The sequence below is a fragment of the Hymenobacter puniceus genome (genome assembly GCF_014333525.1).
Classification (GTDB): domain Bacteria; phylum Bacteroidota; class Bacteroidia; order Cytophagales; family Hymenobacteraceae; genus Hymenobacter.
This window is the reverse complement of the sequence record NZ_JACSCX010000003.1, coordinates 1-26,081: the sequence shown is the minus strand read 5'-3', so window position 1 is coordinate 26,081 and position 26,081 is coordinate 1. Positions and strand designations below refer to the sequence as shown.

Annotated in this window: 24 protein-coding genes; 8 read left to right on the top strand and 16 right to left on the bottom strand. The window is 58.6% G+C overall.

Annotated features, from left to right (window positions below):
* Positions 1–78: 78 nt before the first annotated feature.
* The 4 genes from H8B14_RS08840 to H8B14_RS08825 all read right to left on the bottom strand — a co-directional run bounded on the left by H8B14_RS08840 (position 79) and on the right by H8B14_RS08825 (position 3,062).
* Complete coding sequence (locus H8B14_RS08840; RefSeq protein WP_187315280.1) at positions 79–645, bottom strand: RNA 2'-phosphotransferase; 567 nt, start codon at positions 643–645, stop codon at positions 79–81.
* Between the two features lie 26 nt (positions 646–671).
* Entirely contained in the window at positions 672–1,607 is a 936-nt protein-coding gene (locus H8B14_RS08835) for a 1,4-dihydroxy-2-naphthoate polyprenyltransferase (protein ID WP_187315279.1), read from the bottom strand.
* A gap of 109 nt (positions 1,608–1,716) precedes the next feature.
* Entirely contained in the window at positions 1,717–2,397 is a 681-nt protein-coding gene (locus H8B14_RS08830; protein WP_187315278.1) for an HAD family hydrolase, read from the bottom strand.
* 71 nt (positions 2,398–2,468) lie between these two features.
* Positions 2,469–3,062 (bottom strand): glutathione peroxidase, encoded by a 594-nt coding sequence (locus tag H8B14_RS08825; RefSeq protein WP_187315277.1) that lies wholly within the window; start codon positions 3,060–3,062, stop codon positions 2,469–2,471.
* A 191-nt stretch (positions 3,063–3,253) separates the two neighbouring features.
* Here H8B14_RS08825 and H8B14_RS08820 point away from each other — a divergent pair, with 191 nt between their 5' ends.
* A complete protein-coding gene (locus H8B14_RS08820; protein WP_187315276.1) occupies positions 3,254–4,342 on the top strand; it encodes a 3-oxoacyl-ACP synthase III family protein in 1,089 nt (362 codons plus the stop codon).
* 77 nt (positions 4,343–4,419) lie between these two features.
* On the opposite strand, the gene H8B14_RS08815 is transcribed toward H8B14_RS08820, so the two are convergent.
* The 4 genes from H8B14_RS08815 to H8B14_RS08800 all read right to left on the bottom strand — a co-directional run bounded on the left by H8B14_RS08815 (position 4,420) and on the right by H8B14_RS08800 (position 8,814).
* On the bottom strand, positions 4,420–5,001 hold the full coding sequence (locus tag H8B14_RS08815) for an LOG family protein (RefSeq protein ID WP_187315275.1): 582 nt from the start codon (positions 4,999–5,001) through the stop codon (positions 4,420–4,422).
* 233 nt (positions 5,002–5,234) lie between these two features.
* Complete coding sequence (argS, locus tag H8B14_RS08810) at positions 5,235–7,028, bottom strand: arginine--tRNA ligase (RefSeq protein ID WP_187315274.1); 1,794 nt, start codon at positions 7,026–7,028, stop codon at positions 5,235–5,237.
* A 280-nt stretch (positions 7,029–7,308) separates the two neighbouring features.
* The gene (locus H8B14_RS08805; RefSeq protein WP_187315273.1) at positions 7,309–7,761 is read right to left on the bottom strand and encodes a YbaY family lipoprotein; all 453 of its coding nucleotides are present in this window, start codon (positions 7,759–7,761) and stop codon (positions 7,309–7,311) included.
* Positions 7,762–7,839: 78 nt separating this feature from the next.
* Positions 7,840–8,814: an arginase gene (locus H8B14_RS08800; protein WP_187315272.1), complete on the bottom strand. Its 975-nt coding sequence runs from the start codon at positions 8,812–8,814 to the stop codon at positions 7,840–7,842.
* A 315-nt stretch (positions 8,815–9,129) separates the two neighbouring features.
* Between H8B14_RS08800 and H8B14_RS08795 the strand changes: the two genes are divergently transcribed.
* Together H8B14_RS08795 and H8B14_RS08790 are read left to right on the top strand one after the other, a co-directional pair.
* Complete coding sequence (locus H8B14_RS08795; RefSeq protein ID WP_187315271.1) at positions 9,130–10,530, top strand: type III PLP-dependent enzyme domain-containing protein; 1,401 nt, start codon at positions 9,130–9,132, stop codon at positions 10,528–10,530.
* 102 nt (positions 10,531–10,632) lie between these two features.
* Positions 10,633–10,788 carry a lipoprotein gene (locus tag H8B14_RS08790; protein WP_187315270.1) on the top strand — a complete coding sequence of 52 codons (156 nt, stop codon included), beginning with the start codon at positions 10,633–10,635 and terminating at the stop codon, positions 10,786–10,788.
* 462 nt (positions 10,789–11,250) lie between these two features.
* Here H8B14_RS08790 and H8B14_RS08785 read toward each other — a convergent pair whose 3' ends face one another.
* Positions 11,251–11,763 (bottom strand): D-glycero-alpha-D-manno-heptose-1,7-bisphosphate 7-phosphatase, encoded by a 513-nt coding sequence (locus tag H8B14_RS08785; protein WP_187315269.1) that lies wholly within the window; start codon positions 11,761–11,763, stop codon positions 11,251–11,253.
* Between the two features lie 157 nt (positions 11,764–11,920).
* On the opposite strand from H8B14_RS08785, the gene hemG reads away from it, so the two are divergent.
* The 3 genes from hemG (at position 11,921) to H8B14_RS08770 (ending at position 15,154) form a co-directional block, all read left to right on the top strand.
* The gene (gene hemG, locus H8B14_RS08780; protein WP_187315268.1) at positions 11,921–13,279 is read left to right on the top strand and encodes a protoporphyrinogen oxidase; all 1,359 of its coding nucleotides are present in this window, start codon (positions 11,921–11,923) and stop codon (positions 13,277–13,279) included.
* A 97-nt stretch (positions 13,280–13,376) separates the two neighbouring features.
* The gene (locus H8B14_RS08775; RefSeq protein WP_187315267.1) at positions 13,377–14,165 is read left to right on the top strand and encodes a polyprenol monophosphomannose synthase; all 789 of its coding nucleotides are present in this window, start codon (positions 13,377–13,379) and stop codon (positions 14,163–14,165) included.
* Between the two features lie 59 nt (positions 14,166–14,224).
* Complete coding sequence (locus H8B14_RS08770) at positions 14,225–15,154, top strand: TerC family protein (protein ID WP_187315266.1); 930 nt, start codon at positions 14,225–14,227, stop codon at positions 15,152–15,154.
* Positions 15,155–15,234: 80 nt separating this feature from the next.
* Here the strand turns inward: H8B14_RS08770 and H8B14_RS21300 are convergent, their stop codons facing one another.
* Positions 15,235–17,385, bottom strand: a complete 2,151-nt coding sequence (locus H8B14_RS21300) for a transglycosylase domain-containing protein (protein ID WP_187315265.1) — start codon at positions 17,383–17,385, stop codon at positions 15,235–15,237.
* Positions 17,386–17,547: 162 nt separating this feature from the next.
* Between H8B14_RS21300 and purB the strand changes: the two genes are divergently transcribed.
* Together purB and H8B14_RS08755 are read left to right on the top strand one after the other, a co-directional pair.
* Positions 17,548–18,912, top strand: a complete 1,365-nt coding sequence (gene purB, locus H8B14_RS08760) for an adenylosuccinate lyase (protein WP_187315264.1) — start codon at positions 17,548–17,550, stop codon at positions 18,910–18,912.
* A 147-nt stretch (positions 18,913–19,059) separates the two neighbouring features.
* The gene (locus H8B14_RS08755; RefSeq protein WP_187315263.1) at positions 19,060–20,163 is read left to right on the top strand and encodes a glycosyltransferase family 9 protein; all 1,104 of its coding nucleotides are present in this window, start codon (positions 19,060–19,062) and stop codon (positions 20,161–20,163) included.
* Between the two features lie 130 nt (positions 20,164–20,293).
* On the opposite strand, the gene H8B14_RS08750 is transcribed toward H8B14_RS08755, so the two are convergent.
* The 6 genes from H8B14_RS08750 to H8B14_RS20875 all read right to left on the bottom strand — a co-directional run.
* Positions 20,294–21,421 (bottom strand): glycosyltransferase, encoded by a 1,128-nt coding sequence (locus H8B14_RS08750; protein ID WP_187315262.1) that lies wholly within the window; start codon positions 21,419–21,421, stop codon positions 20,294–20,296.
* A gap of 136 nt (positions 21,422–21,557) precedes the next feature.
* Positions 21,558–22,544, bottom strand: coding sequence for a glycosyltransferase family 2 protein (locus tag H8B14_RS08745; protein WP_187315261.1), 987 nt, complete (start codon positions 22,542–22,544; stop codon positions 21,558–21,560).
* Positions 22,537–23,061 carry a DUF4199 domain-containing protein gene (locus tag H8B14_RS08740; RefSeq protein WP_187315260.1) on the bottom strand — a complete coding sequence of 175 codons (525 nt, stop codon included), beginning with the start codon at positions 23,059–23,061 and terminating at the stop codon, positions 22,537–22,539. Before H8B14_RS08740 ends, H8B14_RS08745 begins: the two co-directional genes overlap by 8 nt.
* A 49-nt stretch (positions 23,062–23,110) precedes the next feature.
* Positions 23,111–23,635, bottom strand: a complete 525-nt coding sequence (locus tag H8B14_RS08735) for a DUF4199 domain-containing protein (RefSeq protein WP_187315259.1) — start codon at positions 23,633–23,635, stop codon at positions 23,111–23,113.
* Between the two features lie 45 nt (positions 23,636–23,680).
* Positions 23,681–25,753 carry a BatA domain-containing protein gene (locus tag H8B14_RS08730; RefSeq protein ID WP_187315258.1) on the bottom strand — a complete coding sequence of 691 codons (2,073 nt, stop codon included), beginning with the start codon at positions 25,751–25,753 and terminating at the stop codon, positions 23,681–23,683.
* Positions 25,754–25,898: 145 nt separating this feature from the next.
* On the bottom strand, positions 25,899–26,081 hold a 183-nt coding region (locus H8B14_RS20875), incomplete at its 5' end, for a hypothetical protein (protein ID WP_222840575.1).

Sequence of the window (26,081 nt, the reverse complement as noted above, 5' to 3'; positions counted from 1 at the left end):
AACAATGATGCAAATATAGAGCGTAGCAAGAAAAACCCAGCCTAGGCTGGGTTTTTGGGAACGTAATCCTCATGCTGGCTACGCTGAAGCGGGGCCGTCTGATAGCTGCAGGTAGCCTGCTGGGACTTCATCCACCAGCCACACGCCGTTGTCGGCGCGATAAAAGGTGTGGCCATCGGCGTGCATGTGGGCGGCGTCTATTCGGAGCACAATCGGCGCGCCGTGTCGGCTGCCCACCTGCCGGGCCGTAGCTGCATCGGCGCTCAGATGCACTTGTTGGCGGCTCATCTTCCGCAGGCCTTCGCGCATAATTTGCTCTTGGTGGCGAACCGCAGTACCGTGGTAGAGCACGGCTGGTGGCACCGTTGGCGCGTAGCCCAAGGCCACCTCCACCGAGTGGCCCTGGCTGGCTCGGATGCGCTGCTGGTCGTCGCTGAGTCGGAAGCGCTGCTTAGGACTGGTTTCGACGATGTAGACTAGGGCTTCGCGCGTAAGCGAAATCTGGTGCGCTTGAGCCTGCGCCAGCAGCACGTCCACTCCCACCCAGCCCTGCTCGTCCAGGGTCAGGCCCAGGTGAGCCGGGTCGTGGCGCAACACCAGGCTCAAGAGCTTGCTCAGGCGAGTGGTTTGTTTGTCGGATAGCATATAGTTTCTGGTTATTCTATTGCTGCTTACAGCACCTGCCCCAGTCCAAACAGCAGCGTGAATACCAGCGTAGTAAGGGCCATTTGCTTCAACAATGGGTCGAGCTGCATAGAGTCCTGACGCTGCCACACGGCGCGGGCGTTACGCACCAGCAGCGGGGCGCTCAGCAGAAACAGCCACTGCCAGGGCGAGCGATAGGTAAGCAGCACATACAATACTGCGCAAACAAGCCCTGCCGCGAGCAGCAGCACGTGGTACACGCGGGCCCGCTGCGGCCCCAGGCGCACCGGAATGGTGATTTTGCCGGCCAGCGCATCGGAGCGGATGTCGCGGATGTTGTTCACATTGAGTACCGCCGTGGCGAAGCAGCCCAGCGCGGCGGCCGGTAACAGCACCGACAGCGGCAGCGTGCCGGCCTGCAGGAAATACGTGCCGCACACACCCACCAGCCCAAAAAACACGAACACCGATAGGTCGCCGAGGCCGGCATAGCCGTACGGCTTGGCACCAGCTGTGTAGTTCACCGCCGCCCAGATAGCCACCAAACCCAGCACGAAAAACGCCAGAAACACCCACGCGCCAGCTGTGCCCAGCGCTACCCACAGCAGCAGCAGCCCACTCAGCAAAGACAACGCCCCAAACAAGCCCATGCCCTTCTTCATTTGCGCCGGACTAATAGCCCCGCTCTGCACGGCCCGCTGCGGCCCTTCGCGGTGTACGCTGTCAGCGCCGTTTTGGGAGTCGCCGTAATCGTTGGCTAGGTTGCTCAGGATTTGCAGCAGGATGGTGGTCAGGGCTGCCAGCCCCACCACGCTGCCCCGGAAGTGGCCATTGCTGGCCGCCAGAAAGCCGCCGGCCATGATGCTGGCCAGCGCCAACGGCAGCGTGCGCGGCCGAAACGCCGAAATCCAGGCTTTGGCGGGGCTGACAGATGCGGGAGCGGCGGGGGAAGAAGTTGCCATGAACTGTAGAAAGATAAACCGTCAAGAGTAGGACGCACGATAGTAGCGCGAACTTTGCAGTTCGCGTCTCTGCGCCGTCAGAGTTACCCGAATGGCGCGAGGACGCGAACTACAAAGTTCGCGCTACTGCCCCCGTTTCCAAAGCAGTAATGCGCTCGGCCGTCAGCTCGTTGAAATGGGTCACGACGAGGTCAGCGTGGCTCAGGTCCTGCAGGGGCGAGTGGATGCTGTTGTAGCCGATGCAGTAGAGGCCGGCGGCTTTAGCGGCCGTCACGCCGTTGCTGGAATCCTCAATCACCACGCACTCGGCGGCCGGCGAGTGGGCCAGCGTAGCAGCCTGGACGAAGATGGCTGGGTCGGGCTTGGAGCGCGGGAAGTCCTCGCCGCTGAGCAGGTGCGTGAAATACGGCCCCAGCGCAAACCGCCGCATCACCCGCTCAATGGTGGAGTGCGAGGCCGAAGACGCCAGAATCAGCTCAAGGCCGTGCTGGTGCAGATCTTCGATGAGGGCACGCACGCCGTCGAGCAACTCTAGGTCAGGCTTTTCATCGAAGGCCCGATTGAAGAATTCGCGCTTGCCCATCACCAAGTCGGGCACTTCGGGCGTCAGGCCGTGCTTGTCCTTAAGGTGCTGGTACACATTCTTGGTCGAGCGTCCCGTAAACTGCGCGTACTCGTCGTCTGTCACCGCTATGCCCAACTCCTCGAAGTGGCGGAAATAGGCGTAGCGGTGCACCGGCTCGGTGTCGACAATAACGCCATCCATGTCGAAAATAACCGTGCGAACCATGAGCAGAAGGGGCTTGATGCGGCCGCGAAGGTAAGCAGCCAGCCACTACCGCGCCCCTCCCGCCCCGGGCGCTACTTCTGGATGGCGGCCAGCAGCTCGGGGCTCATGGGGCTGACTTTGGAGGGATAGAACGCCAGCACGTGGCCCTGCTCGTCGATGAGGTACTTGCAGAAGTTCCAGTTCGGCTTTTCGTCGGTGCGGCCGTTCTGGGCTTTGCTGCCAAGGTAGCGGAACAGCGGCGCGGCATCGGCCCCGGCCACCGATATTTTGCTGAATAGGGGGAATGTGACGCCGAAGTTTTTCTCGCAGAATGCAGCAATCTGGTCGTTGGAGCCCGGCTCCTGGCCCCCGAAATTGTTGGCCGGAAAGCCCAGCACGATTACCTTGTCGGCGTGTTGCTGGTGCAGCTGCTCCAGTTCCTGGTATTGCGGGGTGTAGCCGCACTCAGAGGCGGTGTTCACGATGAGCAGCTTCTTGCCCTGGTAGCGGCGCAGCTCCACGGGCTGGCCATCAATACTCTGGAGGGTAAAATCGTAGACGGAGCCGGAGGTAGCGGGTGCAGACATGGTATCGGGAGTGGAAGAAGTGGAGGAAGAAATAGCAGGTGCCGACGGCGAAGAACACGCCAGACATCCGGCCAGCAGCACGAAAGCAACGAATTTCATGGATAAAAGGGAAATCAATAACTGGCTACGAAACCCATCCGGCACAACAATGTTCAGCTTACCATCCGCTCGCTAGGCTTGCCGGCTACACCGGACTTTCAAGCCGGAATTTTGTACATCGACAAGCGCCGCTACCGAAAAAGGCCCTACTTTCGTCTCTTGACGCTCCCTCACTTCTTATCAGCCTGCTCATGCGTAGGACTCTCTATTCGGTCATTACCGGAACAGGCAGTTATCTTCCTTCCCGCGTTGTTCGCAACGCCGACTTCGTTGCCTCTACTTTTTTTGAAGCCAACGGCCAGCCCCTCACCAAGCCAGGCGCGGAGATTGTGGAGCGCTTCGCCCAGATTACCGACATTCAGGAGCGGCGCTACGCCGAGGACGACCAGGTAGCTTCCGATCTGGCTTACCTGGCTGCCCGCAACCTGCTGGAAACCCATAGCATCGACCCCGAAACGCTGGACTACATTCTGGTGGCCCACAATTTCGGCGACGTATCGGTGGATAACCGTCGCTCTGATTTCGTGCCCACGCTGGCCGCCCGCGTGAAGCATAAGCTGGGCATCGAAAACCCGCACAACATTGCCTACGACCTGCCGTTTGGCTGCCCGGGTTGGCTGCAGGGCGTTATTCAGGCCGATTACTACCTGCGCTCCGGCGACGCCAAACGGGTGCTGGTCATCGGGGCCGAAACCCTCTCTCGTGTCTGCGACCCGCACGACCGGGACAGTATGATTTACGCCGACGGAGCCGGAGCCATCTTGCTTGAAGCCCGGGAAAGCGACACACCCATCGGCATCCTGGCCCACGGCTCCCGCTCCGATACCGTGCAGGCGGCCCATTTGCTGCGCATGGCCAAGTCGTATAACCCGGATTATGTGGGCGAAGAGCTGTTTCTGAAGATGGAAGGCCGCAAGCTCTATGAATATGCGCTCAAAACCGTGCCCCAGGCCATCTACGACACGCTCACTAAAGCCGGCCTCTCCATCGGCGACATGAGCAAGCTACTCATCCACCAGGCCAACGGCAAAATGGACGAGGCCATCCTCAAGCGCCTCTATGCCCTCTACAACCAAGCTACTGTGCCGGCTGGCGTCATGCCCATGACCATTTCCTGGCTCGGCAACTCCTCCGTCGCCACCCTACCCACCCTCCTCGACCTGATCTTGAAGCACCAATTGCCCGAAACCATCATCTCGCCAAACGAAACCATTGTATTTGCCTCCGTAGGTGCCGGCATGAACTGCAACGCCGTCGTGTACCGCGTACCCGCCGAGTAGAGATTTTCCATCACAAAAAAGCCCGGCCTGCTTCTGAAGCGGGCCGGGCTTTTTTGTGATAGCACAACGCCAGGAGATTATGTAGTGCGAGGGGTGAGCCACTTTTCCAGCGCTACAGGCTTGTAGGCCAGCATTTCGTCGAGGATGCCGTGGGGCGTAGGGTTGCTCAGGAGCTGGTTGCGGTTTTCGCGGCGCAGCAGGTCTTCGTCGGCCATGTGGTCGAGGGCGCGCAGCAGATGGTCGTAGTAGCCGGCCACATTGAGCACCCCGATGGGCTTTTTATGCAAACCCAGCTGGCCCCAGGTCAGTACTTCAAACAGCTCTTCCAGTGTGCCGTAGCCGCCGGGCATGGCCACGAAGCCTTCGGCCAAGTCGGCCATCATCAGCTTGCGCTCGTGCATACTTTTTACAATGTGCAGCTCCGTAACACCCCGGTGCTCCACTTCCTTGGCTACCAGAAAGTCGGGGATGACCCCGATAACCTGGCCACCATGGGCTAGGGCGCTGTCGGCTACGGCGCCCATCAGGCCTACCCGGCCACCGCCGTATACCAGCGTGATGCCCCGTTCGGCCAGGGCCTGGCCCATGGCCGCGGCCTGTTGGGTAAACAATTCGTTGGTGCCGCTGCTGGCACCGCAATACACGGCTACGCTTTTCATAAGCAAACCGGACTCGGCCGGGCCTCGTCCGTCATTAGTGACAAAAGAAAAAAACAGCAGCAACGCCAACTGTTGGCGTTGCTGCTGCACTACAAACAAATGTTGACTGTCATGCTGAGCTTGCCGAAGCATCTCTACCGCTTCGCTCAACGGTAATCCAACGAAGCGGTAGAGATGCTTCGGCAAGCTCAGCATGACGTTCTGAGGGGAACTAGCCCCGTACCCTACTGCCGTTACATCCGCTCAGGCACCTGGATGCCCAGCAGGCCCAGGCTGGCTTTGATGGTGCGGCCGGTGAGGGCCGAGAGGGCCACACGGAATGCGCGCTTACTTTCGTCATTCTCCGAAAAAATCGGAACCTCTGCAAAAAGACGGTTGTACGCTTTGGCTATGTCGTAAGCATACTGGGCTACCACTGCTGGTGACTGGGTTCGGGCAGCTTCCGCAACAACCAACGTGTAGCGCCCTAGTTCCTGTATCAATTCACGCTCAGTAACCTGCAGCTCAGTTATACCTTCCAAAGAAGAATTCAGGTCAATATTCCTTTCGGCAGCTTTGCGCAGAATACTGCTGATACGCGCGTGGCTATACTGAATGAATGGACCGGTATGGCCTTCTAACTGCACCGACTCCTCGGGGTTGAAGAGCATGCGCTTCTTGGGGTCCACCTTCAGCAGGTAGTACTTGAGCGCGCCTAACCCCAGCATGTGGTAGAGCTGGGTTAGCTCGTCGTCGGTGAGGCCTTCGGTTTTGCCTTTTTCGAGGGTGGCAGCTTTGGCGGCTTCCACCACTTCGCGCACCAGCTCGTCGGCGTCTACCACAGTACCTTCGCGGCTTTTCATCTTGCCCGAGGGCAGGTCCACCATGCCGTAGCTGAGGTGGTAGATGGCGTCGGCGTAGGGCTTGCCCAGTTTCTGGAGCACCGCTTTCAGCACCTGCATGTGGTAGTTCTGCTCGTCGGCAATAACGTACACGCTCAGGTCGTAGCCGAAATCCTGATACTTCAGCTCGGCCGTGCCCAGGTCCTGGGTGATGTACACCGAGGTGCCGTCGGCGCGGAGCAGCAGCTTCTCGTCGAGGCCTTCTTCCTTAAGGTCCACCCACACCGAGCCGTCCTCTTTCTTGAAGAACACGCCCTTCTGCAGGCCTTCCTCTACCCGCTCCTTGCCCAGCAGGTAGGTACCCGACTCGTAATAATACTTGTCGAAATCGACGCCAATGTTCTGGTAGGTGGCGTCGAAGCCCTCGTACACCCAGCCGTTCATCTGCTTCCAGAGGCTCACCACTTCGTCGTCGTTGGCTTCCCAGGCGCGGAGCATGTCCTGCGCTTCCAGCATCATCGGGGCCTGGCGCTTGGCTACGTCGGGCTGTACGCCCTCGGCTTCCAGCTGGCGCACCTGCTCGCGGTAGTGCTTCTCGAACAGCACATAGTACTTGCCGGCCAGATGGTCGCCTTTGATGCCGGCGCTCTGCGGGGTTTCGCCCTGGCCGTACTGCTGGTAGGCCAGCATTGACTTGCAGATGTGGATGCCCCGGTCGTTGACCAGGTTGGCCTTGGTGACGGTGGCGCCTGTGGCTTTCAAAATCTCGGCCACCGAGTAGCCGAGGAAGTTGTTGCGCAAATGACCCAAGTGTAGGGGCTTGTTGGTGTTGGGCGACGAGTACTCCACCACCACGTTGCGCGGGCCGTCGGTAGTGACGGGCGTGCCGGCCGGCTGCTGGCGCAAAGCCGTGAACAGCTTCAGCCACTCGGCATCGGCAATTTCCAGGTTCAGGAAGCCTTTCACCACGTTGTAGCCGCTCACCAAAGGCGAGTTGGCCACCAGCCACTCCCCCACGGCCTGCCCGATTTGCTCGGGGCCTTTGCCCAGGGTTTTGGTGAACGGGAACGTGACGAGCGTAAACTGACCGGCAAACTCCTTGCGCGTGGGCTGCAACGTGAGCTGGGCGGCGGGCACCTCGGTGCCGAATACAGTCTGGATAGCCGTGCCCAGGGCGGCTTTAAGGGTTTGTTCGAGTTGCTGCACTAGAAGGAGCGAAACGCTGAATAAGAAGCCTTTGCGGGGCTTCGGGTAGGTTGTAGAATGAAATCCGGGAGGAGGCGTAAGCAGCCGGCCAAGGCAGAACACCGGCCGGAGCAGCCGCACAGGCACACCCAGGCTAGCCGCGGCGGGGGCCGCCTACGCTAGCTTCGTCGGGAAGAAAGCTGCCAAAAAACCGGGTTCATAAGCACTTACCGCCGCAACCACCCCGGGCTGCTGCGCGCACAAAGGTAGAAACCTGGGCCGGAAGACCCTGCGCCCGGCCTCACTTTCCTGCGCGGCGCAGCAGCACCTGCGCCTGCTGTGGGTTACCGCGCGTGATAACCGGGTAGGCCACGTCGCTCAGAAACAGCAGCTGCCCGCTTACCTGAATGCGGGCCTGCACAATGTAGGTGTTGCTTTCCTGGATGCGGCCGGGGTCGTAGGTGAGCGTGAAGGGTAGCGGCACCTGGTCGCCATTGGGCCTTATGGTCACGGAATCAATGATAGTAGCCGCTATATCCTGCCGCGACACGTCCAGCAGGTGTACCCGCACTACGGCCGTGGCCGGCAGCGCCATCCGCTCGCGGTACGTAACGGTGCCCGTCACGGTGTCGCGCGGTAGCTTCATGGGCTGCATAGCTTCGGCGCCGGGGCTGTTGGCGGTGGCAGAAGGCGAAGTGGTGCAGGCTGCCAGCAGCCCGGACACAGATAGAGCAAGCAGGCAGCGAAAAAGCATGGTGTGGCAGCAAAAAGCAGGATATCGTTACAAATAGTCACGAATATATCCGCTTTTTGCTGCCGCACAAGTCTGCCGTTACCGGCTCACCACTTCTTCCTGCCGCAGCCGGCGCTGAATGGCATCGGTGGCGGCCTCCAGGATATCGAAGGCGTTCTGGGCCATGGTATTCTCGGAGTCCAGCGTGGGGTTAATTTCCACCATCTCGAAGCACACCACCCGGTCGTTGTCGAGCAGGGCACGGCACAGGCTGATGGCCTCCTCCACGTTGAGGCCTTCCTCTACGGGCGTGCCGGTGCCTTTGCTGAAGCGCGAGTCCAGCGAGTCCACATCAAAGCTGACGTATACCATGTCGCAGAAGCGCAGGCGCTCATACACCTCGCGGGCTATCTGGCGGGTGCCTTTGGCCTTCACCTCGTCCAGCTTGTAGTTTTTGATGCCCAGGCGCTCAATAATGGCATCTTCCTCGGCCTCAGTGTCGCGCACTACCACATACACCAGATGCTCGCCGGTAATTTTGGGGCCGGGCTCGCCCAGGTTCTTCAGCTTCTGCCAGAAAAACTCGGTTTCCGGCTCGGGCTCGTTGCGCTGGCAGGGCAGGTTGTCGTCGCCGAGGCTGATGGCCAGCGGCATGCCGTGCATGTTGCCCGAAGGCGTGGTGTACGGCGAGTGAATGTCGGCGTGGGCATCCACCCACACCACGCCCAGCGTTTTGTGCGGATAGGCCGCCTTGATGCCCGCAATGGTGGCGGCGGCGCTGCTATGGTCGCCGGCCAGCACCAGCGGAAACTCGCCGAAGCGCAGCGTTTGCTCTACGGTGCTGGCAATGCCTTTCTGCACCGTGTAAATGGAGTCGATGTGCTTGGCCTTCGGAAAATGGTTTTTCTCGAAGAGCACGTGGTTCAGGTCCGGAATCTGGACCGAGTTGAACCGGCGGAAGTAGTCGGACCCTTTGTTGAGGCAGGCCACTTTCAGGGCATCTACGCCCATACTGGCACCACGGGTCCCGGCTCCAAGCTCGGAGCGGACTTCCAGAAGCTTAATGCGTCGCATATTACATTGGCAGGAAAAGGGTTAGGGTGGTTTTAATGCTTGCCGATTGAGCGGGTGGGAATTCCTCTCAGGCTTGACGCGCGCAGACCTTCCGGCGCAACCAACGAACAAAGCACAACCAAAACCCCGCGCGCGGGGTATCTTTGCGGTTGCAAGTTCGACAAAAGGATTGCGAAGAAAAAGAACGTCATGCTGAGCTTGCCGAAACATCTCTACTGAGGGTAATCAATTGCTACCGCACCAAAGCGGTAGAGATGCTTCGGCAAGCTCAACATGACGTTCTTGCCTCCAACTTCTCCCTCACATATTCCTTCAATGGATACCTACCACGACCTGATTTCCCAGACGTTTGACTTTCCTACCGATGAGTTTCAGGTAGAGCAAAATGAGCTGCGCTTCCACGACATTGACCTGATGGCGCTGGTGAAGAAGCACGGCACGCCGCTGCGCCTCACCTATTTGCCCAAAATCAGCAGCCAGATTCAGCGGGCGCAGGAGTGGTTCCGGGCCGGCATCGAGAAAATAGGCTACCAGGGCAAATACTCCTACGCCTATTGCACCAAGGCCTCGCACTTTAGCTTTGTAGTAGAAGAAGCCCTCAAAAATGGCGTGCACATCGAAACGTCGTCGTGGTTTGATACCAACATCATCCGGGCCATGCACGCCAAGGGCAAGGTCAGCAAGGACACGTTCATCATCTGCAACGGCTTCAAAACCGACGAGTACAAGCACGAAATTACGCGCCTCATCAACGACGGCTTCGTGAACTGCATGCCTATCCTCGACTCGCCGAACGAGGTGGACTACTACCACGACAACGTCCGCGAAAAGTGCAATGTAGGCATGCGCCTGGCTTCTGATGAAGAGCCGCGCTTCCAGTTCTACACCTCGCGCCTGGGTATTCGCTACGCCGATGCGCTGCCACTCTACGAGCAGAAAATCAAGGATGACCCGCGCTTCGAGCTCACCATGCTGCACTACTTCATCAACACCGGCATCAAAGACACCAGTTACTACTGGTCGGAGCTGAGCCGGTTTGTGCACAAGTACTGCGAGCTGCGCAAGGTGTGCCCCACCCTCACTACCATCGACATCGGCGGCGGTTTGCCCATCCAGACCAGCATCCAGAAAGAGTACGACTACCCGTACATGATTGAGGAAGTGCTGCACACCATTCAGCGCATCTGCGCCGAGGAAGGTGTGGCCGAGCCGGACATTTTCACCGAGTTCGGCATCTTCACCGTGGGCGAGTCGGGCGCTACCATCTACAGCATCCTGGACGAGAAGCTTCAGAATGACAAGGAGTTGTGGTACATGATTGACGGCTCGTTCATCACCAACCTGCCCGACACCTGGGCCCTGAACCAGCGCTTTATTATGCTGGCTCTGAACGGCTGGAACAAGAAGTACAAGAAGATTCAACTTGGCGGCCTCACCTGCGACTCGCAGGATTATTACAATGCCGAAAAACACATTTACCAGGTATTTCTGCCCGAGCGTAAGCCCGCAGATACTGAGCAGCTGTACGTGGGCTTTTTCCACACCGGTGCTTACCAGGAAAGCCTGAGCGGCTACGGTGGCGTGAAGCACTGCCTGATTCCGGCTCCGAAAATGGTAATTCTGGACCGCGCCGAAGATGGCACGCTCACCGACCGAGTGTTTGCCGAAGAACAGACTGCTGACTCGATGATGCGCATCCTAGGCTATCAGGCATAAGGATTCGACAACTTTTAGGCGAACAGGTTGGAAGGCACCCGCGAAAGTCCTATTTTTGGTGTTAGCTTCTGTTTCTTAATCCGTTTACTTTCTGCCACGATAATGAAAAAGTTCTTCCTGCTAGCCGCTGTGGCCGTTCTGGGGTTGAGTGCCTGCAACAAGGAAAAGTGCCCTGCTTACTCCAGCACCAAGGCCGCCAACCGTGTATCGTCGCCAATTATGGCTTCGTCGGTGGAAGTGCCTGCTGCACGCCAGTAGATTTCCGTAGCCTTATCAGCCCTGCAAAGCCCGCTACTGCCCTAGGCAGCAGCGGGCTTTTTGTTGCCTTTTAGAGTAATTCTTGCAAAAACCTATTCTGCACAATTTAAAGAGAACTGCTCCGTTATATACTGGAAGATTTTCGCAGTTAGCAGGTTACGGATATAAAGCCTGCTTTTTATTGTATGATAACATGAAGAAAGTTTTGATTTTCGCCATGGTTGGTGTGGCTGCGCTAGGCTCGTGCCGTACCAAATGCCCTGCCTACTCCGCTGCCAAGCCCGCCCCCCAAACGGCGGCTCCCGTTATGGCCAACACTGCCGTTACCACGTCTGGGCAGTAACCGTTTCCCCATTCACATAAACCGTCCCTTGCTTCTTTAGCAGAAGCAAGGGACGGTTTTTTGTTGAAATAATACACGTAGGATGTGCAGGATTAACCGCTGATTTTTGCGCGCATACCTTATGCCTCGTGCAATATCAGGTCGGCGGCGGCGGCCAGATCAGGCACGCGAGGCTGGAAAACGGCGGCTTCCTCTGCTCCTACCAGAATACCACGCACGCCCACTTTGGCGCCCGCCTGCATGTCGCGCAGCCGGTCGCCGACCAGCCAGCACCGGGCGGCATCTAAGTGGAAGCGCGCCATTGCCTGCTCCAGCATCAGCGAATCGGGTTTGCGCCTGAGTGACTCCGACACGCTGGGATGGCCCGGCGCAAAGTACAGCGCATCGAGCGCGCCGTGGCAGGCCTGTTGCAGTTTCTGGTGGCAGGCCCGCACGTCGGCGGCGGTGTAAAGCCCCTTGGCAATACCAGCCTGGTTGGTCACGACTATAAGAATATAGCCAGCGGCCTTAAGGCGGGCCAAACTTTCCGGCACGCCTGGCAGCACCACAAACTGCTCGGGGTGCCAGACGTAGTTTCCTATTTCCTGGTTCAAAACTCCGTCGCGGTCCAGAAAAACAGCTTTGTTGCTCATACGGGGTGAGGTGAGAGGTCAGAGGTAAAAGGTGACAAAGGTAGCGGGGCGCCAGCCTGAGTCACCTTATTTGTGACTGTTACCTTTGTTGCGTGTTACAGCATTGCTTATCTCCTGTCGCGTTATCACTTCCTCTAACTTCCATCACCTACACCCCATGTCCATTGCTATTCTTGGAGGCGGAATTTCGGGGCTGACGCTGGCTTGGCAACTGCAGAAAGCGGGTATTGCCTACGACCTGTTTGAATCCGAAGCCACGCCCGGTGGCTGTTTGCGCACCCTGCACCACCCGGCCGGCTACCTCCTCGAAACCGGCCCCAACTCGTTGCAGCTCAGCGACGAGCTACAAGAACTACTTGCTGAGCTCGACCTCACCGGCAGCATCCGGGATGCCGCCGACGTCAGCAAGCACCGCTATGTACTGCGCGACGGCCGCATTCAGGAACTGCCCGGCTCGCCACCAGCACTGCTCACCAGCAGCTTTTTCAGCCTTAAAGCTCGGTTTAGTTTGCTGCGTGAACTGCTGCGCCCAGCCGCGGCGCCTAACCCGCAGGAAACAGTAGCCAACTTTTTTCGCCGCCGCTTCGGGCCCGAGTTAGTGGACTACGCTGTCAACCCGTTTATTTCGGGAATCTACGCCGGCGACCCGGAGCAGCTGCTTATTCACAAAACTTTTGGTAAGGTGGCGGCGCTGGAGCAGCAGCACGGCTCAGTGCTGCGCGGGCTGGCCAAGGCCGGCGGCGGCGCAGGCCGGCGCCGCATCATTTCGCTGGAAGGCGGCCTCCAAACTCTCACCAACGCATTGGCGGCCCGCCTCACGCACCTCCACGCAGGCCAACCCGTGCAGGCCCTGCACCGCCTCCCCGATGGCCGCTACCAAGTGCAAACGGCTGCGGGCCCGGAGCGTCAGTACGCGGCACTTGTACTGGCCCTGCCTACCTACGCTGCTGCGCCCCTGCTGCAGCCGTTGTTTCCGGCAGAAGCGGCGGCGCTGGCGGCGGTCCACTACCCACCTATGGCGGCCATCTACACAGCCTATCAGCGTGCTGATGTGCGTCATCCACTCAATGGATTTGGCGCCCTCAGTCCCAAAGTTGAGCAACCCTACGCGGCCGGCACCATCTGGACCAGTGCTATTTTCCCGAACCGCGCCCCGGCCGACCAAGTGCTGTTCACCACGTTTGTAGGCGGTACGCAGTATGAGGAGCACGCACGCCAGCCCGAAGCCGTGCAGAAAGCAGCCGTACACGCCGAACTGTCTAAACTCTACGAAATCCGGGAAGGTGCGCAACCTGTGTGGCAGTTCCGGTACTATTGGGAGCGTGCCATCCCGCAGTTCGACTCCCGTATTGTGGCTGCGCACACCGCGGCCGATAAGCTGCAAAACCAGGCAATCTGGAGCGTAGCTAATTGGCGCGGCGGCGTGGGCGTGCCAGACTGCATCCGGCATGCCCGACAAATTGCTGTTCAGCTTGTTGCGCAGCCAGAGTCAGCAGCAGGGCAGCTTATCGCGTAAACGAGGTTATCAGCGAGCTTCCAGGAGGCTTTTTCCTCTTCTGCAGTTTCTGCATATTGCCGGACGGGCGCATCAAAAACCCCTCTATCTTTGTCTGATGAATGACGGGCTTGTCCTGATACCAACCTATAATGAGCGGGAAAATGCGGAGCTTATCCTTCGCAAGGTTTTTTCGCTGCCCAAGGAATTCGATGTGCTCATCATCGATGATGGCTCGCCCGATGGCACGGCAGCCATTGTGCGCGAGCTGATGCTTGAGTTTCCGAACCGGTTGTTTCTGGAAGAGCGCAGCGGTAAGCTGGGGCTTGGCACGGCCTACATTCATGGCTTTCGGTGGGCATTGGAGCGCGGCTACCAGTACGTATTCGAGATGGACGCCGACTTTTCTCATAACCCCGATGACTTGGTGCGCCTCTACGACGCCTGTGCCCGCGACGGCTACGATCTGGCCATCGGCTCGCGCTACATCCAGGGTGTGAACGTGGTCAACTGGCCGATGGACCGGGTGCTGATGTCGTATTTTGCTTCGGCGTATGTGCGCTTCATTACGGGCATGCCCATCCGCGACGCCACGGCGGGATTTAAGTGCTACACGGCCCGCGTGCTGCGCGCTATTGAACTCGACCGGATTCGGTTTGTGGGCTATGCCTTCCAGATTGAGATGAAGTGGCTGGCCTACAAATATGGCTTCCGCATCAAGGAGGTGCCCATCATCTTCACCGACCGCACCCGTGGCTCTTCTAAAATGAGCAAAGGTATTGTGCAGGAAGCTTTTCTGGGCGTCATCAAAATGAAGGTCAGCAGCTGGTTCCGGCGCTTCAAACCACTACCGCCGCAGGCCACCGTTTCGGCCGGCAGTGCAACCCCGGCTCCCGAAACCCGGTAAGCGTAGCTGCAGCTGCCCGCTGCATCGTTTGGTTTCCTGGGCACTTAGTGGCGCTACCTATGGAAATTACTCCCTTGTTCTGGGTGGCCTTCAATGCTTTTGTGCTGGCCATGCTGCTGCTCGATCTGCTGGTGTTCAACCGCCGGGCCCACGTGGTGCGCATGCGCGAAGCCTTGGGCTGGAGTGCCTTCTGGATTGCACTGTCGCTCACGTTCAACTACCTGGTCTACCACTTCATGGGCCAGCAGGCGGGGCTGGAGTTCCTGACCGGCTACCTGATTGAAAAGTCGCTGAGCGTCGACAACCTGTTTGTGTTTCTGCTGATATTCAGCTATTTCAAAGTTCCAGCGCAATATCAGCACAAGATTCTGTTCTGGGGAATTCTAGGGGCGCTGGTACTGCGGGCTATTTTTATTCTGGTAGGAGCTGCGCTGCTGGCCAAGTTTCATTTCTTGCTGTATGTGCTGGGCGCGTTCCTGGTGTACACCGGCGTGAAGATGGCCACCAATGCCGGGGAGCCCGAAATTGACCCTGACAGCAATCCGGTAGTCCGCTTCCTGAGCCGCCATCTGCCCATTACCAGCCGCCTGCACGACGACCGGTTCCTGATTCGGCTGGATGGTAAGCTGTTTGCCACGCCGCTACTGGTGGTGCTGGTGATGGTAGAAACCACCGACGTGGTATTTGCGGCCGACTCTATTCCGGCCATCCTGGCCGTTTCGCGCGACACGTTCATTGTGTATACCAGCAATGTGTTTGCGCTACTGGGGCTGCGGGCGTTGTATTTCGCCCTGGAGGGGCTGATGCGGCTATTCCATTACCTGCAGTATGGCCTCTCGCTGATTCTGGTCTTCATTGGGGCCAAGCTGCTGCTTTCCGAGCTATACCACATTCCGATGGGTATTTCGCTGGGCGTGGTAGGTGGCATTCTGGTGCTTTCCGTGGCGGCGTCGCTGCTGTGGCCTAAGCCGCAGCAAGATCCAGCCTGACACCGCCGTAGCCTGTTTTACCATTGAAAAGGCCGTTGTGCAGGATGCACAACGGCCTTTTGCGGCACTTAACTTTGAGCTTACGGCTTAGGCACCGGAGTGCCTTCCGGCGGCGCCGGAACGGTTGTATTGATGCCCTCATCGGGAGCAGCAGCCCCACCCAGCAGATCAATCAGGTTGAGAGGCTCAAACTGAGTTGAATCGGAGGGCTGCGTGACGCGCACTGTGTCGCGCACGGCACGGAAGATAGAGCCATGCGCCCGGCCCGGGAAGCTGAGGTTGTAGCTGAGCGTACTGCGGGCACCTTCTGATATCAACCCTTTCTGCAACATCAGGTCGGCAATGAGCCGGTGAAAGTAGCGTGCGGCACTGCGCATCTCCCCGTACTGGTTGAACGACATCTGGTAGCGTTTCGGGCGCGGAATAATGCTGGCCATGTACAGGCTTTCCGACAGATTGAGCTGTGACGGGTTTTTGGCGTAATAGAACTCGGCGGCTTCTTTTACGCCATAAATCTTCGGCCCCCACTCAATGATATTGAGGTATACCTCAAACATGCGCTCTTTTGAGACGAGGCGCGTGTTTTCCAGCAGCCACACAATCAGGGCTTCCTCAATCTTGCGGGTCACGGTCTTTTGCCGGGTGAGAAACACGTTTTTCACCAGCTGCATCGAAATGGTGCTGCCGCCCCGGGCAAACCGCTTTTCCTTGATATTCTGAATGGCCGACTTCACAAAAGCCTTTTCCATAAAGCCCTTGTGCGACAAAAAGCGCGGGTCCTCGGCCGTCATGATAGCCAACTTCAGGTAGTCCGACACTTCGCTATAAGGCACAAAATCCGGGTTGATGGGGCCTACCCTGAATGTCTTGATGGAGTCGCCCTTGTCGTTGTAGGCGGTGTAGCGAAAAGCCTGATTAAGCTGATTGAGGTCTTCGCGACCCATGCGCGTGATGCCGAATCCTTTAGGAGTGAGGCTGGAGCTGAATTCCAGGCTGTCAACCTGGTTCATATCCAGGTCCAGGTGCATGCGGTACTGCAACGTGCCACGGCCCTGCATGCCTTCCAGCGTATTAAACATGCCCTCGGGCAGCGCAGCGAAGAACGTGTTGGCCGGCGTTTCGGCTGACTCAATATCAGCCTTCACCTGCAAGCCGGCCAGCAGCTCACGGCGGTTGCGCACCCCATTAATCATCTTGCCCACCACACGCTGGTTGAGCGGCAGCTTGCGCACGCTCAGCGTAGGGAAGAATTCCATACGGTTGAGCGTGACCTTGGTCCCCTTTTCCAACGCCGCATAGGCCTGTCCCAGCGTGGCCACAAAGTCGATGCCGCCGCGCGGGAAACGCACGTCCCGGTCGGAGAGCTTCGGGTGATTCACGATGAAGTTGGCGGCCGAGGCTGTGCCGCGCACCGTCAGTTGGTCGTCGTCCAGATCTTTGTCGGCAACGCTGAAACGCAGTGTATCAAACTGCACACGAGCCCCGTAGCGGCGCTGCACGTAGGGCAGCGTCACGGGGCGGCGTTCCAGGCCAAATACCTCGGCCTGCAAAGAGTAGTCGCCGGGCTCGATGTGGCCCTGCACGCCCACGCGGTTTTCCACCGAATCAATAACGGCCGTAAGCTGGCCCTGAATGTCGCCGTCTTCAATGGAGAGGCGCGGCATCGTAATCCGGGCCCGGTGGCGCGGGCTGTCGTAAGTGACCAGAAAGTTCTGAAAATCAGCCTCGCCGGGCATGTTATCAAAGCCGGCTTCCAACAGCTGGTTGGCCAGCAAACCGTAGTTGACGCCCTGTGTGGTGTCGCGCGGCGCTACGGGCTGCACGCCTTTTTTGCGGTACAGAAACGAGTAGTTGTCCTGGCCGGCGCGGGTTTTGCGGGCCGTAAAGCGGGCGTCGCTGATTTCCAGATTGCTGAACACCGGGCGGCCAGCAAACAAGCTGCGCACACTCAACGACACCGTCAGCAGACGGGCCTGCAGCAGCGTATCGGTGGGCGCGGCTTTGGGCACCAGACTCATGCCGGCAATCTGCACAGTATTCAGATCGGTGAACCGTGCCGGGCCCAGCGCAAGCGTTACGGGGTATTTGCGCTCTACCTTGGCCGTAGCCTGCCCGATGGCATAATCCAGCAGCTGCTGGCGCTTAAGCAGGAATACCGTGAGGCCGATGGCCAGCAAGGCCACCACAATGCCCAGGCCGATGGCTATTTTTTTCTTGGTTGCTGGAGTCACGCGAGCGAGTCGAGAGGAAAGTAAGTCGCGGGCGGGGCATGCCAGATTCGTGCCGAACCCGCCGCCGATCAGAACACAAAGGTAGGGAAAAAGGGCCTCGCCCGTTTCCGGCCCGCGGGGGCTTCGCTACCTTTGGCCTATTCTGGCCAACCCCTTCTACGCATGAATGCTGCTGCCGACTACGCTGCCCTCACTTCGCTCACTGCCGTTTCGCCCCTTGATGGGCGCTACCGGCGCACTACGGCCCCACTGGCCCCCTATTTTTCGGAGCTGGCGCTGATTCGCTACCGGGTGCTAGTAGAGGTGGAATATTTCATTGCGCTGTGTGAGCTGCCGCTGCCACAGCTGCAGGACGTGGATGCCGCCCTTTTTCCGGAACTGCGCGGCCTCTACGCCAGCTTCTCATTGGCTGATGCCGACGCGGTAAAGTCCTATGAGCAGACCACCAACCACGACGTGAAGGCCGTGGAGTATTTCCTGCGCGACAAGTTTACGGCCCTCGGTCTGGAGGCCTACCTAGAGTTCATTCACTTCGGCCTGACCTCGCAGGACATCAACAACACGGCCATTCCGCTGAGCTTGCAGCACGGCCTCATCAACACGCTGCTGCCTGTCTACGCGCAGGTGCGCAACGCCCTGGCCGCCCGCGCCACCGAATGGGACGCCGTGCCGATGCTGGCCCGCACCCACGGTCAGCCGGCTTCGCCCACGCGCCTGGGCAAGGAAGTGCAGGTGTTTGTGGCCCGGCTGGATGCCCAGGTGGCGCTGCTGGGCCAGGTGCCGTTTGGGGCCAAGTTTGGGGGCGCCACCGGCAACTTCAACGCCCACCACGTGGCGTATCCGCAAGTCGACTGGCACCAGTTTGGGGAGGTGTTCGTCAACAACCGGCTGGGGCTGCACCGCTCCTTCCCTACCACTCAAATCGAGCATTATGACCACCTGGCTGCCCTCTGCGACGCCCTCAAGCGGCTCAACACCATCCTCATTGACCTGGCCCGCGACGTATGGCAGTACATTTCGCTGGGCTACTTCCGCCAGACCATCAAGGCCGGCGAAGTAGGCTCGTCGGCCATGCCGCATAAGGTGAACCCCATCGACTTTGAAAACGCCGAGGGCAACCTGGGCCTCGCCAACGCCCTGCTGGAGCACCTGGCCGCCAAGCTGCCCATCAGCCGCCTGCAGCGCGACCTGACCGACTCCACGGTGCTGCGCAACCTGGGTGTACCGCTGGGCCACACGCTTATTGCCCTCACAGCCCTGCAGCGCGGCCTCGGTAAGCTGGCCCTCGACGAAGCCGCCCTTGCCCGCGACCTGGATGCCAGCTGGCCCGTGGTGGCCGAAGCCATCCAGACCATTCTGCGCCGCGAAGCCTACCCCGACCCTTACAACGCCCTCAAAGCCCTCACGCGCACCCACGGCTCCACCACCGAGCAGACCATCCGGGAGTTCATTGAGACACTGGAAGTTGGTGAGGCAGTGAAAGCAGAGCTGCGCGGCATCACGCCGCACAATTATGTAGGCATTTAAGGCAACTTCATCGAGGCCGTAAGCCGCTGCCCCGGTCCCACGGCAGTAGTCGTTCGGTTGCCGCCAGCTGCTGTTGCTGCATCATTTGAAATACGCAGCGTTTGATGCAGGCCTGCTACTTTCAGTTTACCTCTTCTCCGCTTACCCATGCCCGACCTGAACGGCATCACCGTCCACGCTGACTGCCGCCACTTTCGCGGTGACATTCCGTGCCGCCCCAACAAAACGCACGGCTACGTGTGTCAGGGCTGCCCTGTGTACTCGCCCGCGCAGCAGCGTATTCTGCTCATTAAGCTGGGTGCCATCGGCGACGTTATCCGCACGACGCCGCTGCTGCGGCGGCTGCGGCAGGAGTATCCGGGCTGCTACATCACCTGGCTCACGCTCACGCCTGCCATCCTGCCCCAACAGGAGGTAGACGAGATTCTGAAGTTCGATTTCGCCAGCGCCTTGCAGCTGATGGCGCGGCGCTTCGACATTGCCATCAACCTCGACAAAGAGAAGGAGGCCTGCGCGCTGCTGCTGAAAGTGGAGGCCGGCACCAAGTTCGGCTACACCCTGCGCGAGCATGACGGCGTGCCGTGGCCGCACAATGAGCAGGCCAACCACAAGTTCCTGACCGGCGTGTTCGACGAGCTCAGCCTGCAGAACCAGAAACCCTACGTGCAGGAAATATTCGAGCTGTGCGGCTTCGATTTCCGGGGTGAGGAGTACGTGTTCGATACCCACGACGACAAAGGGTACAACTGGAGCGCGCTGCCTACCGGCCGCCCCCGTATCGGCCTGAATACCGGCTGCGGCGACCGGTGGACCACCCGCCTGTGGTCAGATGAGAAATGGGTTTCGCTGATTACGCAACTGCAGCAAGCCGGCTACACGCCCGTGCTGCTGGGCGGCGAGGCCGAAGACGCCCGCAACCGCCGCCTGCACACCGATACCGGCACCGCTTACCTGGGCACGTTCCCGCTGCCGCAGTTCATCAACCTGCTGCACCAGATGGACGGCATCGTGACACAGGTGACCATGGCTATGCACATCAGCATCGCGCTGCGCAAGCCCACCATCCTGATGAACAACATCTTCAACCCCTACGAATTCGACCTATACGGCCGTGGCCAGCTGGTGCAGCCCGACAAGCAGTGCGTGTGCTTTTACCGTGGCTCCTGCCAGCTCGGCACCAGCTGCATGGAAGACCTACCGGCGGAAAAGGTGTTTGAAGCAGTGCGGGCTAGCGTGCCAATAGGCATGTAGTGAAGTTCAACCAAAACGCAAGACCGTTATGCAGAGCGGAGCGAACCATCTTGCCAGTGTGGTAAATGAAACTACTACACTGGCGAGATGCTCCGCTCTGCATGACGGCCTACTCGGGATGACTGTCTGATTATTTCTGCCCTACTTCCTTCAGTGCTTTCACCATCTCCTGCCACGAAAACTCTTTCTTCTTAGCCCACACACCGGCCGTGAATTCCACCTCGCGCTGGTGCTCGTAGAAATCCACCAGCGCGTCGGCAATGACCTGGGGCCGGGGCGGCACCACGTAGCCCACTTCGCCGTCCGGAATCAGCTCGGCTAGGCCACCCACGTCCGTCACCAGCATGGGCCGCTCAAAGTGGTAGGCTATCTGCGAAACGCCGCTTTGGGTGGCGTTTTTGTAGGGCTGCACAATAAGGTCAGCGGCGCAGAAATAGTCCACTACCCGCTCGTTCGGGATGAAGTCGGTGGCGCGCACGAGGCGGTTTTCCAGGTTGTGCTCCCGGATCAGAACTTCATAGGGTGCGGCATCTTCGTAGTACTCGCCCGCAATGATGAGCTTGACAGGCAGTGCCGCCAGCCGGGCATCTGAAAAAGCTTCTAGCAGAATGTCCAGCCCCTTATAGGCCCGGATAAAGCCGAAAAACAGCAGGTACCCAAACGCCGGATCGAGGCCCAGCGCCTGCACGGCAGCGGGTTTGGGCTTGAGCGAGCCGAAGTTGTCGTAGAGCGGGTGGGGCCGGTAGAGGGCGGGCTGGTTGAAGCGCAAACGGCGCAGATCGGCCAGCACCGCGCGGCTCATCGTCACGAAGCCGTGGCAGGCACTCAGGAAATAGCGCGTGAGCGGCAAGTCGCCGGGCCGCTTTTCATGCGGCACCACGTTGTCGGTGATGGCCACCACGCGGGTGTGGCGGTTGCGGGCCACGAGGCGGGCAATGGAACCCAGCGCGGGCCCCATAAACGGCAGCCAGAACCGGAAAATCACCAGATCGGGCTTTTCGCGGCGCAGTTGCTGTCCCACGCGCCACCACGTCCAGGGGTTCACCGAGTTGATGCTGACTTCGATGTCCAGATCAGCAGGGCCGGGCTCGGTGCTGAATTGGGTCTGGCCCGGAAACAGGAAATCAGGGTATTGCAATGCAAACGTCACGAGCCGCACATCGTCGCCGGCCTCGCGGAAAGCCCGTGCCAGCCGCTCGTTGTAAGTAGCCAGCCCGCCCCGCAGCGGATACGCCGGCCCGATAATGACGACTTTCATAAGTATTCCACTAGAATAAAGAACGTCATGCTGAGCTTGCCGAAGCATCTCTACTGCCTCACTGTTGTATAATTTCAACAACGTAGCGGTAGAGATGCTTCGGCAAGCTCAGCATGACGTTCAGGTTCTCATTTTCTTACTTCAGGTTTACCTTGTCCCGCACCAGATAATCGTTGCGGTTGGGGCCATTCAGCTGGATCAGCTCGGCCAGAAAGCCCGTCAGAAACAGCACCACGCCAATCAGCACTGCCGTGAGAGCCAGGAAAAACAGCGGCTGGTCCGTGACGTTGCGCGCCACTAAGTTGTGCCACGACAGGTACACCTTCTCCCCCACCAGCCACAGCGTGATCAGCATTCCGAGCACAAACGACAGCGTACCCATCGTACCGAAAAAGTGCATGGGCCGCCGCCGAAACCGGCTCACGAATGTGATGCTCATCAAATCGAGGAAGCCGTACACGAACCGCTCCAGCCCGAATTTGGTGGTGCCGTACTTGCGCTCTTGGTGCTGCACCACCTTCTCGCCGATCTTGCGGAAACCCGCCCATTTGGCAATTACCGGAATATAGCGGTGCATTTCGCCGTACACCTCAATGCTGCGCACCACGCGGTGGTCGTAGGCCTTAAGGCCGCAGTTGAAGTCGTGGAGCTGAATGCCCGAAATCCAGCGCGTGACGCCGTTGAACAGCTTGGTTGGGATAGTTTTGGACAGCGGATCGAAGCGCTTGCGTTTCCAGCCGCTCACCAACTCAAAGCCGTCCTGCGTAATCATGCGGTACAAGTCAGGCAGCTCTTCCGGCGAGTCCTGCAGGTCGGCATCCATGGTGCAGATGACGCGCCCGGTGGTTTCCTTGAAGCCCACGTTCAGCGCCGCCGACTTGCCATAGTTGCGGTTGAACCGGATGCCGCGCAAATGCGTGTCGGTTTCGGCCAGCTCCTCGATTACGTCCCAGGAGTTGTCGGTGGAGCCATCATCCACCAGAATCACTTCGTAGGTCAGCCCGTGCTGGGCCAGCACGCGGTTGATCCAGCGAGTCAGCTCCGGCAACGATTCCGCCTCGTTGAGCAACGGAATAACGATGGACAGCTCCACCGGAAACGAATGCGAAGTGCGCTTACTCAAACTCGGGTCGGGGGTTTTTGGTGATGGCTGAAACAATCAGAGATACAATAAAGCCAATGATCAGGGCTCCCAACACGGCGAATACAGTGGAGAGTACGCCACCGGTAAACTTTTCCATCATGGCCATGGACTGATCGATCTGAACGTCGCTCAGCCCTTTCTCTTCCATGCGGGTACGCGTAATGTCCATGACGCGCTTCATGTAATCGGGGTCGATGAACGTGAGATAGATATAGCTAAAAGCCCCTCCCAGCACACCCGATACAGCCGTTACGATGGTGCCAAGGCCCAAACCTTGCCCGTACGACATAAAGCCGCCATTCAACTGCCGAAATTGCTTGTGGGCTAACACAATGCCTACAAGCAGAATTACTAAACTGAGCCACCGCAGAGGTGTTTCTGGGTCTTCGATGAGACTTAGCTGAAGAAAAGAGAAAATGATGGATACCAAACCTGTCAGCAAGCCATAGCGAATGCCAACCGAAGTAGTTGTGACGGGAGTAGTGGTGTTCTCCATGAGAATGAGCGTAGGGAAGTGGAAGGAAGAAAATGCAGGATGCAATATTCTATTTCCGCAGGAATATCCCGCCGGGTATGCTTAAAAACATGCCCCACAGCAGTTTCTTCAGGAATTCGTCCTGCGCAAAACCTGCCGGCGTATGCGCCAGCCCTTGCAACGTGGCCTCGAACTGCTGCCGCCCATTGGGATTTTCCAGGTACAGGCGCCTGGCATTCTCCAGCAGCTGCCGGGCTTCAGCTAGATGCTGCTGTATCAGGCTGGGGTCGGCTAGCTGGGCGTATACATACAGCCCGGAAGCGGCCACCGCTGCCGCGAGCAGGGTCGTCAGCAAGCCTACGCCCACGGCCTTGCCCAGGCCCGGCCCCAGCGGGTAGTAGCGGCGCAGCACAATCTGGCTGCCAATGGCCGCTACCGGAGTGAAAAAATCGGAAAGCGTACGCTTAAGGCCATAGGGGTTGTTGTGGGTGAAGTGCAGAAACAGCACCCAGCTAATGCAAAGCAACCCGGCGGCCATGCCGCAAAGCAGAGCTGTGCGCAAAACCGGGTTGGCGTGTGAAGGCGTATTTTCCAAGAGTAGTATAGATGAAAGCGGCAAGATACGCCGCAGCCGCCCAATTTAGGCGGCTACTTTCACCTCCGCAGCCGGCGTAGGGCGCCCCATGAAGCGTAGCAAAAGCACTTCGGCCAGCAAACAGGCCAATGCTGCCCACAAACAGTACTGCCACAGCGGCGTTCCTACCCGCTCAGCCGAATACAGCGCCGCCACCGACGTACCCTGGCCCGTTTCATACACCTGCACATTAGGTCGGTTTAACCCAATCAGCTGCCGCAGCTCGGCGGCCGTGTAGGCTGCCAGCTCCGATTCTCGCTTGTCGTTGTTGAAGGCCAGCTGGGCTATGGTCTTGCCGTTGCGCGTCAGCTGGTAAAACCCTGGCTGCTGCATGCCTGCCGGCACCTCGAAGCGCAGGCGTCCTTCCTGAACTCGCTGAGTTGGAATGAACGTCAGGCTATCTTGTATCAGCTTGTAAACCTGTTCGCCTTGCGATACCGCAGTTGCATCCCCCAGATCTACTGCTACACTTCCCTGGTTGAGCCGATATGCCAAGCGCTGCTCGTTGCGAAAGCTCTGCATCGCCAGTCGGTACATCACCGGTACAAACAGAGCGTGCTGCGGAAAATTAGTTGCGCCCTCTTCAAAAGGAGTGGAGAACAGATAAACCGTTCCTTTGCCACTACTGAAAGCCGACAGAAATCCGTCGCCATCCTGCGTACGCATAATGTCAGTGCCAGAACGAAACCAGCGCAGCACAGGGGCGACACGCGGCATCACCGGCTGCCGAGTTTGCGCTCCGAATACCTCCCGAAAAAACGGATTACGCCGGTCTGGCACCGCCAGCTCACGGGAGGCAGCCCGGGCTCCGGTTGCTTCCCATTGCACTGGCCCTATGCCTAGCTCCCGAAACAACTGGTCGTATGAGGCGCGCCCAGCTACGTCGGCAGGTGGCACCACTACCACAGAGCCGCCCCGCTGTACCACTCGCCGGACACTCTCACGCAAAGCCGCCTCCAGTCGGCCAACTCCCTGAACTAGAAGTATGTTGGCTTTGTCTATTTGCGCATAATCCAGACGGGCACTGCTTGCCTGGTTAAAGGCAAATAATGGTTCATTGCCATATACCTGTCCTAAAGCCGACGCTTGGCCGCTTGCTTTCACTTCCAGCACCCGGATAGTAGGCGACGCCTGCAGAGTGAAATAATGAGTGTTGTCGAATACCACCGGAAAATCTTCCAGTTCCACCCGACACCGCTGTACCTGGTCGGAAAGCAAGCGTACCCGGACCGTCATCGTTGTGGGTGCCTGAGTGCCAACAGAAGCATTGAAAGCCGCAGCCTGCCGGTCGCCGACAAACAGGCGCACCTGACAATTCTCCACCGCCTCTGCACCACCATTTCGCAGCCGGATGTACACCAGCACATCGGCATCGCGCCGTACGAATGCGTCTTCCAGCCACACACTGTCTACATAAACATTACGGGCCGTGCTTCCCCCCACAGGCACAAGCAACACCTGCGCTGTAGAGTCAACCGCAGTCAGACTGCGCGCCGTAAAAGCAGATTTCTGGAAGTCAGAGAAAACAAAGACCTGCTTCGCCTTGACCGTATTTCCAGCGAAATATTGCTGTAGCAACCTATTCAGTTCAATAGACCTACCGTCTATTTTCAGTTGGTCTAATGCAGTGCGAAATGCAGCCGGTGTTAACGAGGTATTCAACTCCTTGTTCAGGGTAAACCGAGCAGTAGCAGGAAACGCTGTTGGCAACCCTCTCGCTTGATCAATGGCCTTGTCGAAACTGGAAAGGGAATTGCCTTGCCCGGCAGCCTGCATGCTTGGCGAATCATCTACCAGCACCGCAGGATTAACGCGGGCAGAGCCTGCTAATGCTTTTTTCGCCGGTAAGAAAGGCTGCGTAAACATCAGCACCAGAAAAACCACGAATCCAATTCGCGCCAACAGCACTGCTAGATGTCTGAGCTTACGCTGTCGCGCCGTCACAATTTGCACTTCCCGTATAAAGCCCAGATTCGTAAAGAGCACACGCGTAGGGCGCCTTAACTCAAATAAATGAATCAGTATCGGGATGGCTGTACCCAACAGCCCTAGCAGAAACCAAGGATAAGTAATGCCCATTCGTGAATACAGTTTTCTAAAGATAACTCAAGAATGACGGTAAAGAGTTGCGCTGCATATCTACAGACTAAATTGGTAAAATAGCAGACGAAGGCGTAACTGATAAGAAAATCACTAAGCCCCCATATAATCTTTGCCCATTGGCTTAACTACAAATGGTAAGCGGCCCCCGGGCCGGCCTCCGCAGGGGAGGCCGGTCCGGGGGCCGCTCGGCTGTGGCCGCACACCCCGTGCCGGGGCGGGCCACAAAGACAGTAAGGTTGGCGGCGACCGACTCTCCCACCGATGAAGGCAGTACCATAGGCGCTCCGGGGCTTAACGACTCTGT

Excerpts from the sequence above, each read along its gene's own strand:
- H8B14_RS08840 (WP_187315280.1), bottom strand. The coding sequence starts at position 645 with ATGCTATCCGACAAACAAACCACTCGCCTGAGCAAGCTCTTGAGCCTG.
- H8B14_RS08835 (WP_187315279.1), bottom strand. The coding sequence starts at position 1,607 with ATGGCAACTTCTTCCCCCGCCGCTCCCGCATCTGTCAGCCCCGCCAAA.
- H8B14_RS08830 (WP_187315278.1), bottom strand. The coding sequence starts at position 2,397 with ATGGTTCGCACGGTTATTTTCGACATGGATGGCGTTATTGTCGACACC.
- H8B14_RS08825 (WP_187315277.1), bottom strand. The coding sequence starts at position 3,062 with ATGAAATTCGTTGCTTTCGTGCTGCTGGCCGGATGTCTGGCGTGTTCT.
- H8B14_RS08820 (WP_187315276.1), top strand. The coding sequence starts at position 3,254 with ATGCGTAGGACTCTCTATTCGGTCATTACCGGAACAGGCAGTTATCTT.
- H8B14_RS08815 (WP_187315275.1), bottom strand. The coding sequence starts at position 5,001 with ATGAAAAGCGTAGCCGTGTATTGCGGTGCCAGCAGCGGCACCAACGAA.
- H8B14_RS08805 (WP_187315273.1), bottom strand. The coding sequence starts at position 7,761 with ATGCTTTTTCGCTGCCTGCTTGCTCTATCTGTGTCCGGGCTGCTGGCA.
- H8B14_RS08800 (WP_187315272.1), bottom strand. The coding sequence starts at position 8,814 with ATGCGACGCATTAAGCTTCTGGAAGTCCGCTCCGAGCTTGGAGCCGGG.
- H8B14_RS08795 (WP_187315271.1), top strand. The coding sequence starts at position 9,130 with ATGGATACCTACCACGACCTGATTTCCCAGACGTTTGACTTTCCTACC.
- H8B14_RS08790 (WP_187315270.1), top strand. The coding sequence starts at position 10,633 with ATGAAAAAGTTCTTCCTGCTAGCCGCTGTGGCCGTTCTGGGGTTGAGT.
- H8B14_RS08785 (WP_187315269.1), bottom strand. The coding sequence starts at position 11,763 with ATGAGCAACAAAGCTGTTTTTCTGGACCGCGACGGAGTTTTGAACCAG.
- hemG (WP_187315268.1), top strand. The coding sequence starts at position 11,921 with ATGTCCATTGCTATTCTTGGAGGCGGAATTTCGGGGCTGACGCTGGCT.
- H8B14_RS08775 (WP_187315267.1), top strand. The coding sequence starts at position 13,377 with ATGAATGACGGGCTTGTCCTGATACCAACCTATAATGAGCGGGAAAAT.
- H8B14_RS08770 (WP_187315266.1), top strand. The coding sequence starts at position 14,225 with ATGGAAATTACTCCCTTGTTCTGGGTGGCCTTCAATGCTTTTGTGCTG.
- purB (WP_187315264.1), top strand. The coding sequence starts at position 17,548 with ATGAATGCTGCTGCCGACTACGCTGCCCTCACTTCGCTCACTGCCGTT.
- H8B14_RS08755 (WP_187315263.1), top strand. The coding sequence starts at position 19,060 with ATGCCCGACCTGAACGGCATCACCGTCCACGCTGACTGCCGCCACTTT.
- H8B14_RS08750 (WP_187315262.1), bottom strand. The coding sequence starts at position 21,421 with ATGAAAGTCGTCATTATCGGGCCGGCGTATCCGCTGCGGGGCGGGCTG.
- H8B14_RS08740 (WP_187315260.1), bottom strand. The coding sequence starts at position 23,061 with ATGGAGAACACCACTACTCCCGTCACAACTACTTCGGTTGGCATTCGC.
- H8B14_RS08730 (WP_187315258.1), bottom strand. The coding sequence starts at position 25,753 with ATGGGCATTACTTATCCTTGGTTTCTGCTAGGGCTGTTGGGTACAGCC.